The sequence below is a fragment of the Peribacillus sp. YIM B13472 genome, assembly GCF_042788005.1.
Lineage (GTDB): Bacteria > Bacillota > Bacilli > Bacillales > DSM-1321 > Peribacillus > Peribacillus simplex_E.
Window position 1 is genome coordinate 1 of sequence record NZ_JBHZPG010000020.1, and the last position, 16,441, is coordinate 16,441.

9 protein-coding genes and 3 pseudogenes are annotated in these 16,441 nt (G+C 37.2%); 4 read left to right on the top strand and 8 right to left on the bottom strand.

Annotated features, from left to right (window positions below; translation table 11 throughout):
- Positions 1 to 367: 367 nt before the first annotated feature.
- The 5 genes and pseudogenes from ACFX4I_RS15830 to ACFX4I_RS15850 all read right to left on the bottom strand — a co-directional run bounded on the left by ACFX4I_RS15830 (position 368) and on the right by ACFX4I_RS15850 (position 7,988).
- On the bottom strand, positions 368 to 1,801 hold the full coding sequence (locus ACFX4I_RS15830) for an alanine/glycine:cation symporter family protein (protein ID WP_309518931.1): 1,434 nt from the start codon (positions 1,799 to 1,801) through the stop codon (positions 368 to 370).
- Positions 1,802 to 1,952: 151 nt separating this feature from the next.
- Positions 1,953 to 2,948, bottom strand: a complete 996-nt coding sequence (locus ACFX4I_RS15835) for an asparaginase (RefSeq protein WP_309518930.1) — start codon at positions 2,946 to 2,948, stop codon at positions 1,953 to 1,955.
- Positions 2,949 to 3,624: 676 nt separating this feature from the next.
- A complete protein-coding gene (locus ACFX4I_RS15840; RefSeq protein ID WP_377421676.1) occupies positions 3,625 to 4,758 on the bottom strand; it encodes a zinc-dependent alcohol dehydrogenase in 1,134 nt (377 codons plus the stop codon).
- 626 nt (positions 4,759 to 5,384) lie between these two features.
- Positions 5,385 to 6,141, bottom strand: a pseudogene (locus ACFX4I_RS15845) (GTP cyclohydrolase II).
- A 701-nt stretch (positions 6,142 to 6,842) separates the two neighbouring features.
- The gene (locus ACFX4I_RS15850; protein WP_377421678.1) at positions 6,843 to 7,988 is read right to left on the bottom strand and encodes a glycerate kinase; all 1,146 of its coding nucleotides are present in this window, start codon (positions 7,986 to 7,988) and stop codon (positions 6,843 to 6,845) included.
- A gap of 976 nt (positions 7,989 to 8,964) precedes the next feature.
- Between ACFX4I_RS15850 and ACFX4I_RS15855 the strand changes: the two genes are divergently transcribed.
- The gene (locus ACFX4I_RS15855) at positions 8,965 to 10,572 is read left to right on the top strand and encodes an FMN-binding glutamate synthase family protein (RefSeq protein WP_230303355.1); all 1,608 of its coding nucleotides are present in this window, start codon (positions 8,965 to 8,967) and stop codon (positions 10,570 to 10,572) included.
- A gap of 81 nt (positions 10,573 to 10,653) precedes the next feature.
- Here the strand turns inward: ACFX4I_RS15855 and ACFX4I_RS15860 are convergent.
- Positions 10,654 to 11,463: pseudogene (locus tag ACFX4I_RS15860) on the bottom strand (MFS transporter).
- A 206-nt stretch (positions 11,464 to 11,669) separates the two neighbouring features.
- The gene (locus ACFX4I_RS15865; RefSeq protein ID WP_230303354.1) at positions 11,670 to 12,608 is read right to left on the bottom strand and encodes an MBL fold metallo-hydrolase; all 939 of its coding nucleotides are present in this window, start codon (positions 12,606 to 12,608) and stop codon (positions 11,670 to 11,672) included.
- A gap of 159 nt (positions 12,609 to 12,767) precedes the next feature.
- Between ACFX4I_RS15865 and ACFX4I_RS15870 the strand changes: the two are divergent.
- A pseudogene (locus ACFX4I_RS15870) lies at positions 12,768 to 12,929 on the top strand (IS1595 family transposase); the annotation flags it as partial.
- Positions 12,930 to 13,079: 150 nt separating this feature from the next.
- A complete protein-coding gene (locus ACFX4I_RS15875; RefSeq protein ID WP_230303353.1) occupies positions 13,080 to 13,574 on the top strand; it encodes a DinB family protein in 495 nt (164 codons plus the stop codon).
- Between the two features lie 452 nt (positions 13,575 to 14,026).
- Here ACFX4I_RS15875 and ACFX4I_RS15880 read toward each other — a convergent pair whose 3' ends face one another.
- Entirely contained in the window at positions 14,027 to 14,620 is a 594-nt protein-coding gene (locus ACFX4I_RS15880) for a branched-chain amino acid aminotransferase (protein ID WP_377421680.1), read from the bottom strand.
- A 172-nt stretch (positions 14,621 to 14,792) separates the two neighbouring features.
- On the opposite strand from ACFX4I_RS15880, the gene ACFX4I_RS15885 reads away from it, so the two are divergent.
- The gene (locus ACFX4I_RS15885) at positions 14,793 to 15,911 is read left to right on the top strand and encodes an NAD(P)/FAD-dependent oxidoreductase (RefSeq protein ID WP_230303351.1); all 1,119 of its coding nucleotides are present in this window, start codon (positions 14,793 to 14,795) and stop codon (positions 15,909 to 15,911) included.
- Positions 15,912 to 16,441: the final 530 nt, after the last annotated feature.

Consider the following 16,441-nt stretch of genomic DNA (forward strand, 5'->3'; position numbering starts at 1 on the left):
ATACCGTAATGTATATTGCCCTGTTGATTCTGATAGCGAACTATTTTTTGTGTTTTTTGTAGCACATGCATTATGAATAACCTCCTTTGATGATTAAGGTATACTGACCTTAGAAAATATAACATTCGGGTCTCCACCGAAGATTCGAACTCCATAACAGATAGCTCAACAATGGCTCAGAAAGTGAACCCTGTGGTAGATTATTTTTTTCGATGAAGTACTAAAAGGACTTTATTCGATTTCATCGAAAAGTTCAATAATAAGCAAGGAAATGTAGTTGAAGCACGGATACTTATTACTTTAAAACAGTCAGAAGGAAACGTATGCGGTGGATAGTTCTTTATGTCTGTCCATCTTTTTTATATGTTTACATGGTCTTCTTTTTAATAAAAGTGTCAGAATCTTGAGAGTGCTCCCAACATTCAAGATTTTCAAGACCTTTAATACTGTCTTTATAAAAAACAGGATCTTGACCAGCTTTTTTCTGTTTCATATAATCACTTAATGCTGCAAAAGCTACTTTTGATAATAAGAAAACAGCAATTAAGTTTACGATAACCATCAAGCCCATAAATAAATCTGCTAAATCCCATACAAGCTCGACCTTTGCAATCGAACCGAATACAATCATGGCGAAAGCGCCTATTCGATATAGAATCAACCATACTTTACTTGAGTGTAAAAATCGAATATTTGTTTCCCCATAATAATAGTTACCAATTAACGAACCGAATGCAAATAGGAAAACAAAGATAGCAAGACAACCTGATGCCCAGGAACCGATATGTTCACTTAATGAAGTTTGTGTAAGTGCAATACCAGTTAGCCCTGGTTGTTTATAAGCATCCGAAAGTAAAATAATAAATGCTGTGCTTGTACAGATGATCAGTGTATCCGTCAATACGCCAAATGCCTGAATAAGACCTTGTTTCACCGGATGACTTGTTTTTGCCGTTGCGGCAACGTTTGGCGCACTCCCCATACCAGCTTCATTCGAAAATAAACCACGTTTAACCCCATTCATGAACGCAGCTCCGATTGAACCGCCTGCTAGTTGTTCAAAGCCAAACGCGTTATTAATAATAAGAGAAAGAATTTCCGGCATTTTGGTAATGTTCATTGCTATGACAAATAATGCCATTCCAAGGTATAACACACCTAGAATCATAACCTTGTATTCAGAAATTTTTGCAATACGCTTCACACCGCCAAAGATAATCGCAGCGAAAGCAAGTGTCATGAGAATCCCTACAGTTAACCGATCTGCACCAAATGAGTTCTCAAAAGCAATTGTTACGGTATTTGATTGTACAGAATTGAATACAAGACCGAAAGAAAGCGTAATTAAAATGGAGAATAATACTCCCATCCAACGTTTGTTCAATCCTTTTTCCATATAATAGGATGGTCCACCACGGAAACCAGTTTTGTCTTTTACTTTATATACTTGCGCTAACGTACTTTCAATAAAGCTGGTTGCCGAACTAATAATTGCAATAATCCACATCCAGAATATCGCTCCAGGACCGCCTAATGCAATCGCAATCGCAATTCCTGTGATATTACCTGTTCCAACACGAGCGGCCATACCGATACAGAACGCTTGAAAGGGGGAAACGCTGTCTTTAGAACCCTTTCTTCCTTCCATTAATACACGGACCATTTCCTTTAACATTCTAACCTGTACAAATTTCAATTTAAATGTGAAATAAATCCCACAAGAAACAAGCATAATAATTAATAATTTTGACCAAAGGAAATCATTCGTTACGCCAATTAGATCATGTAATAATTGTTGCATTTAAACACCTCGTATTAAAATTTACTAGCTTAGAAGATACATGGTTTTTTCACTGTAAAAAAAGATCAACTTCATCAACTGATGAAGTCTGTCCAAAGTCAGGAGTTTATAGCGCCCAAATATTTGAGTTAATAGACTTAATGGCAGTATTTCAAAAATTCAACGAAATATCTGCTGCAATCGTTGTTTCCATCATTTCTTTTACCTTTTTAGGATCTGTTGTTTTTCCTAGCACCCACATCAATTTCGGCACGATTGCTTCTGTGTTCATATTTTTAGAACGTACTACACGATCATGGTCAATTTTCCGGCCAACTTCATATATACTCATGTCTTCTCCTTCTTCTAGACATTGAGTCGTAATGACAACCGATACACCGTGCTCTGTTAATTCAATCAATTTCGCTAAAATGTTGCGCACTTGAAAAGGTACACCACCACTTCCATAGCTTTCCACAACCACTCCTTTATACAAACCTTTTAAGCAGTCAAAAAATTCTGGTTTTATCCCAGGATGTAATTTCACAACCGCCACATCTGTACAAAGTGATGTATCTAATTGAATGTGTTTCTTTTTTTGGATATGAATGGATTTATTATATTCAATATGGTCAGCATGCATCGATGCAACATACGGGTAATTAATACTTTCAAAGGCATCATAGCTTTTCGTTCTAAGTTTAATCGCTCTTGTCCCTTGGATGACTTTGCCGTCAAATACAATATATACCCCACCTATATCTTCACAAGCAAAACGAATGGCATCTGAAATGTTTCGTTTAGCATCTGTTTTACTATACGAAATTGGAATTTGCGAACCTGTAATAACAATCGGTTTTGATGCATCTTGTAACATATAAGAAAGTGCAGCTGATGTGTAAGCCATTGTATCGGTGCCATGAGTAATAATAAAGCCATCGTACTGATCGTAATGATCGTAAATTACATTTGCCAAGTCTATCCAAAACTCTGGTTGCATGTTGGTGCTATCAATGTTCATTAACTCCTTCGTATCAATACGGCAACGTACATTTAATTCAGGTATGTAACTTAATAAATCACCGGCATGCAGTTCAGGTGCAAGTCCGTTTTCTCCTTCAAGTGAGGCTACAGTTCCACCAGTCGTAATCAACATTAATTTTTTCAATGATAATGACTCCCCTATCTATTTACTACAAAATGTTTTTCAAAGAAAGTATTCTATTCGCATGCATTTATTCGATTCGCGTACTTTCCATGTAATTATAGTAACATAAATACAAAAATTCAAGATAAAAATATTCAATTTATGTACCCTAAAACAAAGAATGTTTTTTTTCTTCCCGAATCTTAGCTGAGTTATATTACAAATATTGAATTTATTTCATTAAGATACTTAATTACAACTTAGACGTTTAAGCCTAAAAACCTATACACATCTCCGTGTTTATATGTTTTTAAAGATGATATTATAGTTTTTTCTAAATGTTTTTATATACGTGAATCATTTCGTGAAATAATGTAAAATAATTTTCTTATGCCATTTTAAAATCTTTAATTTAGACAATTGATTTTATCCCATGTCGGATAATATAACGCCTCCAGAATAAAAAACAGTATCCTTAAAGATATCACGCAAAAAAAGCGATCCATCAATTTAAGAATCGCATTTGTTCTATTTAACAATTTCTCATTTAACTAAACTGCCAATTTAGTTCCATAAAGAAAAAACTGCCTTAAAGACAGTTCCGATTTCATGATACCAAAAAAACTTTCCATAACAGCGTTATCGTAACAATTCCCTTTGCAAGACAAACTCTGCGTAATGCCATGCTCCCAGCGGATTATGGTTTTAAAACGACTTTAATACAATCATCCTCACGATTATTAAAAATTTGATAACCATGACTTGCGTCTTCAAGTGACATTTTGTGTGTGATAATTTCCCTTGGGTCAAATTCGTTATTTGTTATTTTTTCAAACAATTCTGGCATTAAATGAATGACTGGAGCTTGTCCCATTTTAAGATTAATATTTCTTATCCAAAATGCACCTAATGGAAATAGATTATAGTTACCCCCGTAAACACCAGTCATTTGCACTGTCCCATACTTCCGGACAGCTTTAGTAGAAATTTGAATAGGTCCTAGGGTTCCGCCCTGCAGTTTGAATTTTTGTTCCAGATACTCTAGGGGTGATTTCTTTCCGTCCATACCTACACAATCGATGACGACATCTGCCCCACCATGAGTAATCTCTTTTAAATGTTCGCCCATATCGGGGTATTTTGTGAACTCAAATACCTCAACTTTGTTCATCTTTTTCGCATGATTGATCCGGTAATCCAAGTAATCGACAGCTATCACACGTTTTGCACCTTTCATCCAGGCAAATTTTTGTACCATCAACCCAACAGGTCCACATCCAAGAACGATAACGGTATCGCCTGATTTTACACCTGCATTTATTACACTCCAATAAGCTGTTGGCAGAACATCCGATAAAAAGAGCAGTGACTCATCTTCCAATTCGCATGATTCCTCGATAACAAAGGGAGTGAAATTTCCAAAAGGGACTTTTAAATATTCAGCCTGACCACCTGGATGGTTACCGAACTTTTCAGTATAACCAAAGTATCCTCCAGAATCATAATGAGGGTTTGAGTTATCGCATTGGCTTTCCATTTCATGTTGGCAATAAAAGCAATGTCCGCATGAAACATTAAAAGGAACGACAACACGGTCTCCCTTTTTTACTTTTGTGACTTCAGGTCCAACTTCTTCTACAATACCCATTGGTTCATGGCCAATAATATATCCGGGGGGTAATGGCATGTTGCCTTGATATAAATGCAAATCAGATCCGCATATAGCAGTAGAAGTAATCTTAACTATAATATCGTCTTTTTTTTCTATTTTTGCATCCTCTACTTGGTTAACTTGTACATGATTTGGTCCTTGATAAGTTACAGCCTTCATAAATGCTTGGCCCTCCTAATTCTAATATTCTCTGTTAACAGTCTTAACTATGTTCAGCAAGGAAAGTAAATAATATACTTAGTCACTCCTAGCATAATTTTTATGTAAGTTAATAAAGTTGCACGGTTTATAAAAAAGGAGCACTGTCTTGATTGCGACGTATTTTGGTGATAGCGTTCGAATTAGTTATTGTAAGTGTATATAGCGTGAAATAATTCGGGGAAATAAATTTCTGGTAACAAACCTTTACATAACCCTTAGTGTACCAATCTGCCCCTTTTGTTGCATAAGAAAGGAGCTACTGACCAGCTTCTAATTATGAAGAAAGGCCCTAGTTCAACAAAGATTATTTTCTATTTTTGCACTTTTCACAAGAAAAGTTGTATTTCTTATAATTCTCGGAATATCCAGGAAAATTATTGCATCGACAGCATCAAGACATAGATAACGGCAGTAATTACTCCAATAACGCACATAAAAGCTGACAAGGAGTTGCTTCAGAAATAGCGATCATATCTATCTTTCCAAATAAAACAACTACAATTCACATTAAAAAAGTAAATTAAGTATATTATATTTTTTTAGTATAGGCCCGGAACAATTATAGGTATAGATGCAGGATAAGGTTAGTCATTTGGACAAATCCTCTCTTCCTCTAAATGACCTGAACGTTTTATCTTTGTCTGGAGATATTTCTCATTAAACTCCGAAATATCTCCCCATAAAGGCTTTCAAACTGCAACCTCCACACCAGCGTTTTTCTGTGCTTCCAGCTTTTTTGGGTTATTGGTTTTATAAGTGTACCGGCTTGGATCTTAGTGCTTTCAGTACTTGTATCGCGTCATTATAGTTTCTGGAATCATCTACAAAACCCAGTTTTTTATTAGCATCAACTGTATCATAGCCATTTTCCTGAAGGATATAAGCCAGTGCTTATTAAAGAGGCAAATTCCTCTTCCTTCATGATTGGCTAGATAAAACAACGCACCCACACCATGTTCCACAATCATTTTCATGGATTTTTTCAATTGATAACCACAGTCGCATCGCATACTGCCGAATATGTCTCCTGTATGACAAATGGAATGCATTCTGATAATGGCATCATCACTATATGAAAAGTCACCATATACTAACACACTTGATTGTTGCAATTCAGCTAAATTAACAGAAGATAATTTCTCAATAATTCACTCATATTTTTCTCTTACTTCGTCACAATTAGCCAACAATACCATTTGAACACTACCGTCTCCCCATATATAAGTTAACTGGTAGTCGAATGGGACCAACTAAATAAATGGCCTTTTTATCTATTTTAATTAACCGAATTTTATCTTCTATAACTGAAAGAACTTTCGAATCAAACTTTGTATGGGACATACGTTTCAATCTTTTTTTGAGTTAGTTTATGCATCGATGCAAAATTTATCCCAATAGAATTTTTCTCAGCTTCTTAGAACTATTTTGCTTTGCATTCGTCCTTTACTCTCCATTTATTCTTATGGATACTTCAAGAAAATGTTAAGGGATTATCCCAAATGACAGCAACATTCCTACCTGTTTTTTTCTGTCTTCTTTCAAGCTTGTCAATTTGAATAATTAACATACTTCTTCTTATTTCAATTATGTATACCTATACTATTGTGTACTGAATGTTCTGTTCGTCAGTAATTAAATAAAATAGGGTAAGTAACTGTCTTAAAACAACTACAATGAATTTTGATAAAGGGAGTTAAAGATAGGAAATCAATTAACACTTGATAAGCAAATCTAGTTAATTTACTATACTCATTCACTTTCACCCCTTTTCAGTTCTTTGAACTAATCTGCCCAGATAGTACATAAATAAAAAGCTGCCTTAATGACAGCTCCGAACTTCAGCTAACGTACCCGTTTGATAAATAGGAAAGGCATCGTCACCAATTTTAAAAAGTGCCCACAGTTAACTAAATATGAATTCTTATAAACCTTGAGGACTGATCTCTTAAGCTAATTATTTATTTCGAACCTATTCAAAAAGTATACAATCGTTTCAAGCTCTTCTTCATTTTTAACTTGAAGCTATTTTAGAAAATAATTAATTACCTCCTATTTTTAATCGCTCCAAAAAAAGTCCGCATTACTTGTTCGGCTGAATTTTCCAACAATTCAGCTCCTCTTTCCATAGCTTCCTTTAATGACATAGGAGCGTTCACTAAACTATGAACACTTGTTACTCCATGTTCATATAAAACTTCAATACCAGTTCCAATCGATCCTGCTAAAACAAATACTGGAATATCGTGTTTTTTGGCTTCTTGTGCAACTCCCATTGGTGTTTTGCCTGAAGCTGTCTGGTAATCAATTTGGCCCTCACCGGTAAAGACACAATCAGCATCGGACAATTTTTCAGCCATTTTCGTATGCTCCAACACAATATCGATGCCCCTTTTTGTTTTTGCTGGGAAAAAGGCTTGAAATGCACCTCCAATTCCACCTGCGGCACCAGCACCCGATTTATCATGCAAGTGTATGCCTGTCTTGATTTCCACCAAATCAGCCCATGATGATAAAGCTTTATCAAGTAATTCAACCATGGCAGGAGTGGCACCTTTTTGAGGTCCGAATACACTTGATGCCCCATCCGGACCGACTAACGGATTCTGGACATCCGAGGCAATCAAAAACTCGGAATCTGCAATTCTGGAATCAAAATCTTCCGTATTAATTTCTGATATCCGCGATAATTCAGCACCCCCAAATCCCAGAGGTTTACCATCTTCATTAAACACCCTCATTCCCAAAGCCTGGAGCATTCCAACACCCGCATCATTGGTAGCGCTTCCGCCTACCGCTAAAATGAACTTTCGACAGCCATCATTCAATGCTTTTTGAATAAGTTCCCCTGTTCCGTATGTAGTAGTGATCAATGGGTTCAACTCATCTGGATCGACTAGGCACAGTCCGGATGCACTGGCCATTTCAATCACGCATGTTTCCTGATCACCCAAGATTCCATATGCTGCCTGAACGTCTTCAAGTAAAGGTCCTTTAACAGTCACTTCAACTTTTCGACCATTCGTAGCTGCCACTAGGCTATCCATCGTACCTTCCCCGCCATCCGCTACAGGAACCAATTCTGTCTCCGCATCCGGCAGTGCCTTCCTGACCCCTCGCTCGATTGCTTTGGAAGCTTCTAATGCTGACAAACTTCCTTTATAGGAATCTGGTGCAATAACAATTTTCATGTTCTGGCCCCCTTTGAATATATTTTTAATTATAATCTTTGGAAATATTTTAATCACCGTTCATTCTATACGAAAATTAGTATGACATGTTGTTTGTTTTTTTTGCTATACCAGTAAGTATTCTGTTATTTTCCCAACTTCCTAAAGTTTAAGATTGCTAAAGGCTTAAACTAACGACCATCCCCTTTTTCATTATAAGTCATAGCTTGTTTGCATGAAAATGAATACCTTTCTGTTATCGAAAACTTGATAACAACTTAAAATTCTATTTGCAACCCAAGAAACTACCATGGAAAATGTCAAATCAATAGATTCAACCGAGATATTATTATTATGGATGATAAAGGAACCATCATCGCCTCAGGAAATCTTGACACATCGTAACTACTGCGGTTTCTGGAATTAGTATCGACCAAAGACTGGATACAGTCATCAAACAATTAAAAGCAAAAGGCTTTGTTATCCGAATCGGTTTGGGCTCAATTGTGGAAAAGGAATCATACAAATCCCATTTTTTCCGGGAAGCTAAATCAGCACTCTTACTAGGTAAAGCAAATCAAGTCTTAATATACTGATATGGAAACAAAGGCACTGTTGGAAAGGATAGATGAGCGGATTAAACGGAAATTTCAGGAAATGATACGAGCACTTATCTGAAAAGTTGGTCGAGACGCTGTAACAATTTTTCCTTAGAAACTTAAATGTCGGGGTATGTGCCCTTAAATACCAAATAAAAAAATCAAGGTAATTACCGGGTATATTCCATAGGAGCTGCATGATGCCATAACTTTGCAGTTAGCCATTTGGGTAAGACAATCGAAAGGAGAAATTGAAGATATTGTAGAACAAGACGGTCTATTTATATTAACTCATTCTATCCCTATTAAATCCTTGCATTGGAAATCTGTATAATTGATCGAATTACCGAGTAGATTAACAATACATGATTTTTTTTGCATATCAGGAGGGATTTTGAATGAGTGGCATCGCAAATATTTTAATTATCCTTGGATTTACCGTTATTTTCATCGTTATCATCGTTTTGGTTTTCCTATTACTTTATATGGTTTTCTTTGACCGCATGCAGAAGCATCATGCAATTTTAAGAAATTACCCCGTGCTCGGGAGAATACGTTACTTTCTGGAAAAAATCGGGCCTGAAATGCGGCAATATTGGTTTAACAGTGATAACGAAGGAAAACCCTTTTCCCGGGATGACTATGAACATATGGTGAAAAGTTCAAAATATTTACGGGATGTAGTAGGTTTTGGTTCAAAACGGGATTTTGATGAAGAAGGCTTCTTTGTTAAGAATAGCATGTTCCCAAAATTGGCCGAAGAAGAAAAATACGATCGAGAAACAAAAGTGACGACTAAACGATACATTCTAATGAAAGACCCGCTTTTCTCACAGCGAGAAGAAAAATGGGGAGATGAAGTATCCTCTGCATTCTTATTGGATGATGAAGATGCCGTGATCATCGGCCCAAACACTAAGCATCCCTTTCGATTAAAAGGTCTTATCGGCATGTCCGCCATGAGTTATGGTTCTTTGGGGAAGAACGCAATCACTGCTCTTTCTGAGGGATTGGCTGCAGCAAAAGGCACATGGATGAATACAGGGGAAGGCGGACTTTCTCCTTATCATTTAACCGGCGGAGTCGATATAATCATGCAAATCGGACCAGCCATGTTTGGGGTTCGTGATAGTATGGGCGAAATGGATTGGGATGAGTTAAAAAGAAAAAGCGAAATACCAGAAATCAAAGCATTTGAAATCAAATTGGCTCAAGGTGCCAAAACTCGCGGAGGGCATATCGATGCTGAAAAAGTGAATCCGGAAATCGCTGAAATCCGTAAGGTCGTTCCGTACAAAGCGATCGATAGTCCGAATCGTTTTCATCAATTCAATGACGTAAAATCCATGTGCGATTTTATTGAAAGAATCAGGGAACATACAGGCATCCCGGTCGGCATCAAAATGGTCATCGGCGGCAATGACAGTGTCGAAGAGCTTGCTAGCTATATGAAAGAAACCGGGAAAGGTCCGGATTTCATTTCATTGGATGGCGGTGAAGGCGGTACGGGTGCTTCTTATCAGGAATTGATCGATAGCGTAGGATTGCCGCTAAAATCCGCGTTGCCGATTTTAGTGTCGACACTGGAAAAATACGGCGTCCGAGATCGTGTTAAAATCATCGCCTCCGGTAAATTGTTCACGCCTGATAGAATCGCCATTGCCCTAGCCATGGGAGCCGACCTTGTTAACATAGCACGTGGTTTCATGATTGCGATAGGGTGTATTCAGACGATGAAATGTCAATCCAATGCTTGTCCTGTCGGGGTAGCAACCACTGATCCGGAACTGCAAAAGGCACTTGTCATCGATGAAAAGAAATACCGTGTGGTCAATTTTCTTGTTACCCTTAGAAAAGGATTATATCGAATCTCAGCGGCTGCTGGTTTGGATTCACCTATCCATTTTCAATCTAAGCACATTAGCTATAAGGATGATAAAGGAATTGTCACATCCCTTGAAGATATCATGAAAGAAGTAAAAGGACAAATAGGTGCAAGGCAATGAAAAAACCACCGCCCAAGTTTGATGGGCGGTGGTTTTCACTTTATCAATAAGTGAAGCCACTTTAAGCTGCTCCAAAATGTATCAGGCATGTAAACGAATATCCCCTTTCTGCTCTTTTTCCTTACCCATCAGCTTTCCATAGCGATAATAAACATAAACTGCAGCTATAAAACCAGTTACAGACAGGAATGCATCAAATATGAAGATGATTGATATATTCCCGCTTTTAGACATCCAACCCGTTACAAGCGGCATAACTATAGAAGCCAATCCAGCAGCTGTTGCCACGATCCCGGTCACTGTTCCTTTTTTTCTCCAGAAAAATTCGGTCATTATCGTAATGGCTAATTGAAAAATCCCCGCAGTGGAAAGTCCGATGAAAAATGCCGTGATGGAAACGATGATCGTACTTTAACCAAAAGGATCGTAAGGATTGAAATAAATGTTATGATCGGATAAATCGTGATAAGCAGACATGAATGCTTTCACCAGTACACTGGCAGAACCAGCAGCTCTTGGGAAAAGCTCCGTTAAACCGGGATATGAACCGGCATCCATTGACGAATTAGCGAAACCTGCAAGGATGGCAAAAACAAAAGCCAAGTGATAATTTGGTGATAATGGAATACCGATCAAGAAGATAGCCATTCCCAATGATGAAGCAATAATTAATGGTTTTCGCCCGATTTTATCTGACAAATATCCCGTAAAGGCATATGTAAGTAATTTCCCCACCCCTATAGCTGCGATGATATAACTTACCCCGGCATAATCTGTATCCCATTGCTCCGTTAAATACGACATATTCGATGCGAGCATGATATTGACCATGCCTAACAGGAAATAATTTATATACACTCCTGATGCTGTTTTCATATACTTGTTCTTCATCTCAAAACTCCCAACCTGTCTTCAGTAAACGTTCTCCGTCGATTAAATATTCATAATAATCTAAAAATAAACATAACATTTTTTCCTTTTAAGTAAACAAAACCGCTTAAACTTTTTCATTAACTAGTATATATAAGAGAGTGTGACTTGCGTTTTGAATGCAAAAAAAGCTCATATGACATGAGCTGGAATCAATGTTCAATATATCAAATGGATTGATAATACCATTTGCCATCACGTTTAAACTTTCTGCATTGGTCGTTCAACAGAAGGTATTCAAGGTGGGCCAATGTTTCACCAACAGCAAACCTGGTTTCGTGAATGGGCAGATTTCCAAATAAGATATGGCAAGCACTTTTTACAGAAATCGGCTCTTTCATGTTTTCATGAATTACATGTAACCTGTCCTGATGGTGGTCCAACAATTCAACAATTCTTTTATTGGCATTTTGAAACGGTTTCCCATGTGAAGGGACGACATATTCAACGGCCAGCTTTTGTATTTTTTTCAAAGAAGTAAAAAACTCTTCCAATGGGTTGCAGAAACCTTTAAACCAATAAGAAATATTTGGAGATACCTTGGGCAATATATGATCTGTCGAGAAAAGGACACTTTTTTCCTTATTGTATAATGATATCAGGCCATCAGAGTGTCCCGGCGTGAAAATCACTTCATACTCATATTTGCCAAAATGCAGCTTCATTCCTTCTTCAAGATGATGATTTACGGTAGGATAGGGTTTTACTTGAGGCATGAATCCACTTTCGTCACTGGATAAGGCGACGGCTACCTCGTCTTCCAAACCACATGCTTTATAATTTTCTTTAAGCAGATTCAGCGAATCCGTTTCCCAATACGTAGTTCCCGCATATTCATCTACTTGTGTCATCCAAACATCCGCACCGGTTAATTGTTGTAATGCCCCTGCATATCCGAAATGATCTGGGTGATAATGGGTGATGATAATATCGGTAATATCGTGTTTTTCGATAATTGGGTTCCATAAAGCCTTTGTCGTTTTGTTATTTAATCCTGTATCAATGATTGTCCACCCTTTTTTACCTTCTGCCAGGAAACAATGTACATGATCCAACCTAAAAGGCATTGGAATGGTAACTTGAGTAACTTTCAATTCATTCAGCAAGTATAACTTCCCCTTCCTATGTAACTTTATTTACATGAACAAAAAATCAAAAAACAAAATATTTAAGTTTATTAAATAAAGGTATATCATTAATCAATTCGACGAATTCTTTCAAGTTCCTTTAATCGATATCCATAGCCATTCCATTAAACTTCAGAAGCGACTAAATATCTAAACCATTATTTGAGCTGGTTCCAATTCTTAGACACCATCAAACATATAAAAGATAACTTTACGATAACCAAAATGGTTTTAGACAGTTGTTCTTTCTCAGTTAACACAACTTATGATAAACTAAGGTTATCAGAATTTTCCAAATAACGGAACGTTTATTGTTCCGTTAAGGGGCCAGTTTAATTGAACAAGGAATTGGCATGACACATTAATTAGTGAGCTCTCTACAACACGCCGCAAATGGATTTTGACCAAATGGATTATCTATTAAAGGGATTAAATTGGAGGGAATAGAAAATGGATGTAAAAACACTTTTGTTACAGCAATGGGCAAGCTGCTTAGATGAAGAAGACTGGTTTCCACCACTTGAAAAAGTGCTAGAGGATATCACTTTTGAACAGGCAATTTGGAAACCAGCTGATGGGGCAATGAATTCCATTTGGGAATTAGTTTGTCATTTACTTTTCTATGAAAAGAGATTTCTGATGCGATTTCTTGGTGAAACAGCGAATGAACCACAGGCAGAAAATAATGATTCTACATTTCGATTACCAACTGAGACGTTAGAAAATTGGAAGGAAACAAAACAAGAATACTTTTATGTTCATCGTGAACTTGGAAAAATACTAGCAAAATCAGAACATGAAGATTTGTATAGACAGATCCCAGGAGAAGATAATTCATTAGTGCTTGAACTGAAGAGTTTAGCAATGCACGACGCATATCATATTGGGCAAATTGTATTCCTTAGTAAAATGCAAGGAGCTTGGGCAGGGAAACGCAGCTTTTAAAAAAGCTTCGTTAGCTTTACAGTTATTCCATTATCGGGGGCTTTAATGGCATAAGAACGGGAACGTCCAAATCGGACGTTCCCATATTTTATACCCGAAAAACAACAATACTACTTAACAAAGCCTAAAAATATAGAAGGATTAAACTTGAGGTGATAAGGGTGCTTTCTAAACATGATTCTATTCAGCGAAATCAACTTGAAATGATTACCATAGATCGACTGATGCCACCGAACCATTTGCGTAAACTGGAGACAGCCATTGTTTCTCTTTCATGTATGACTTGGTGGAAGATATGTATTCAGAGTTATGACACCCAGGTATGATCCAGTTATTATTCTCTATTACTGCTTCAAATCCAATAAAAAACCAAAAAGGTTTCGGAATAAGAGCATTCCGAAACCCTTTTGTCTATAAACTGCCGCCATTAAAATTAAAGGCGGCACCTCGTTTTACATATCTTCCTCGATTGTTTGAACAAGGATAAAAAGAAAATGATAAATTAAATTAAAAGCTTCTTCTAATGACATGTTTTCTCTAAACCCTTTTATGTTATCCAAGGCAAAATTCACGTCCCATAGCCCGTCGCCCTGATTAAACATTAAACTGAACGATCCAATTCCTCCTTGAAGTTCCTTAGTTAAATACGTTTTTAAAACTTCACCCATTTTTTTCTGGAATTTCAATCCGAACATCGCGTTATATGTACCGAAAACATCATCGACTTCTAACGAAAGTGCCTCAACACCGATTAAATCGAACCATTGTGATTCAAAATAAAGGAATTCATCTTTGTTTTTTTTCAAATACTCGATCGGTTGTGATAAAAATGCAGAGTTCTCTTCAGAAATTAATTCTTCGCTCTCTTTATTACTGCGCTCCATATAAGCATCTGTAAAACGGGATGCATTTTCTTTTTCCACTATAATGATTTCATCGGCAATTAATTTATGCTTTTCTACATAATCCTTTTCTTCTTTAAACAACTCAACCTTTTTTTCGATTACGGATTTTGATATGTATGATTCCATTTGTTTTTTTAACATGATTTGTCCTCCTAGTATCTTTTCAAGCTCTCGCAATTTCAATCATAGCATATTCCCTATAGATAAAATAACTTTGTGAAAGAAATTACAATATCGATTGTAGCAATCAATTCGTGTCTTCGATATAGTAGTGGTAAGCGTTTATACATATGAGAGAAATGAGATGTTGAATATGCAAAAAATCATTGTAGTTGGTGCAGGAATTTTGGGAGCTTCAACTGCCTATCAGTTGGCTAAAAATGGGGCTGACGTGATCATTATTGACCGTCAAGATGTCGGTCAGGCAACATCTGCTGCTGCAGGAATCGTTTGCCCGTGGATATCGCAAAGGCGCAACCAAGCTTGGTATCTCCTTGCCAAAAATGGGGCGGCTTTTTATCCCGGTTTAATTGAAGAACTTGAACGGGACGGGGAAACAGAAACTGGTTATGCCCAAGTCGGGGCCATAAGTCTACATACAGATGAAGCTAAATTGAATGCCATGAAGAACCGGGCGGCAAAACGGAAAGAAGATGCACCGGAGATTGGGGCGATCACATTACTTTCCGCAGAGGAGACACGTGCCTTATTCCCGCCTCTTTCCAGTGAATATGCAGCCGTTCACGTGAGTGGTGCCGCGCGGGTTGATGGACGCGCACTTCGTGATTCCTTATTGCGGGCATCACAAAAAAACGGTGCAAGACTTTTGTATGGTGAGGCTATACTTTCATACAACGGTGCACAAGTGACAGGTGTAACACTTGGAGATGAATTCATACCAGCTGATAAAGTGATTGTTTGTGCTGGCGCTTGGGCACCGGAATTACTGAAGCCACTGGGCGTGAATTTTCAAGTCACCTTCCAAAAGGCTCAAATCATTCATCTGGAAACGCCAAATGAAAATACGAATAACTGGCCTGTAGTCATGCCTCCGAGTGATCAATATCTTTTGGCTTTCGATAATAATAAAATCGTTGCGGGGGCTACTCATGAAAATACGGAAGTTTTCGATAACCGAATGACCGCAGGAGGGCTGCAGGAAGTTTTCAACAAAGCCTTGCAAACAGCTCCCGGTTTGACGGATAGTACGTTTGTTGAAGCAAGGGTCGGATTTCGCCCATTCACGCCGGGATTCCTTCCGGTCATGGGTCCTTTACCTGACTGGGAAGGCATAATCGTAGCCAATGGTCTTGGAGCTTCCGGTTTAACAATGGGTCCATATTTAGGCTCCCTATTGGCAAAACTCGCACTTGATAGAAAAATCGAAATCGATATAGAAAATTATGATGTAAGAGGTGCACTTTTCACATAACTTCCAAATCATTACCTATTGGCTTAATGATGAATTTCGACTGATCTGAAAATTATCCAGATCAGTTTTTTTCACATGGTCCTCTCATAAAAAATCAAGGACCTTTAATGGGTCCTTGATTTTAAATACTTTAATTTTTCGAGCAGGGACATTCTTGAGAAAATTTGATGAATTCATCAATTCAAAACTACCGCTAATCTCTATGTACCATTGAACTATATTTGCTTGCGCAGCAAACATCGTTTATACGAAATGGTTTTTCTCTAAAAGAAATTGTTGAAGCCACAAATAACCACCCATACATTTTTTCTCTCATACTTGACTGTTGATGGTTCAGTTACTTACTTTAATCGTATTCAATAAAATAATATATCGATTTATTTTTCCATTTTATGATATGAAAAAATAGGTATCTTCTATTTCAAATTTTTTTCATCTATTTATTAATATCAGGTCCACGTACTTCTTCATAAATAACTTTTAACTCTTCAATAGTAAGTGATTTTAAAAATTCCTCTAGTTCATCCATG

What these genes read in the sequence shown, in the direction of transcription:
- ACFX4I_RS15850 (WP_377421678.1), bottom strand. Translation starts at nt 7,988, where the DNA reads ATGAAAATTGTTATTGCACCAGATTCCTATAAAGGAAGTTTGTCAGCA.
- ACFX4I_RS15875 (WP_230303353.1), top strand. Translation starts at nt 13,080, where the DNA reads ATGGATGTAAAAACACTTTTGTTACAGCAATGGGCAAGCTGCTTAGAT.
- ACFX4I_RS15830 (WP_309518931.1), bottom strand. Translation starts at nt 1,801, where the DNA reads ATGCAACAATTATTACATGATCTAATTGGCGTAACGAATGATTTCCTT.
- ACFX4I_RS15840 (WP_377421676.1), bottom strand. Translation starts at nt 4,758, where the DNA reads ATGAAGGCTGTAACTTATCAAGGACCAAATCATGTACAAGTTAACCAA.
- ACFX4I_RS15885 (WP_230303351.1), top strand. Translation starts at nt 14,793, where the DNA reads ATGCAAAAAATCATTGTAGTTGGTGCAGGAATTTTGGGAGCTTCAACT.
- ACFX4I_RS15880 (WP_377421680.1), bottom strand. Translation starts at nt 14,620, where the DNA reads ATGTTAAAAAAACAAATGGAATCATACATATCAAAATCCGTAATCGAA.
- ACFX4I_RS15855 (WP_230303355.1), top strand. Translation starts at nt 8,965, where the DNA reads ATGAGTGGCATCGCAAATATTTTAATTATCCTTGGATTTACCGTTATT.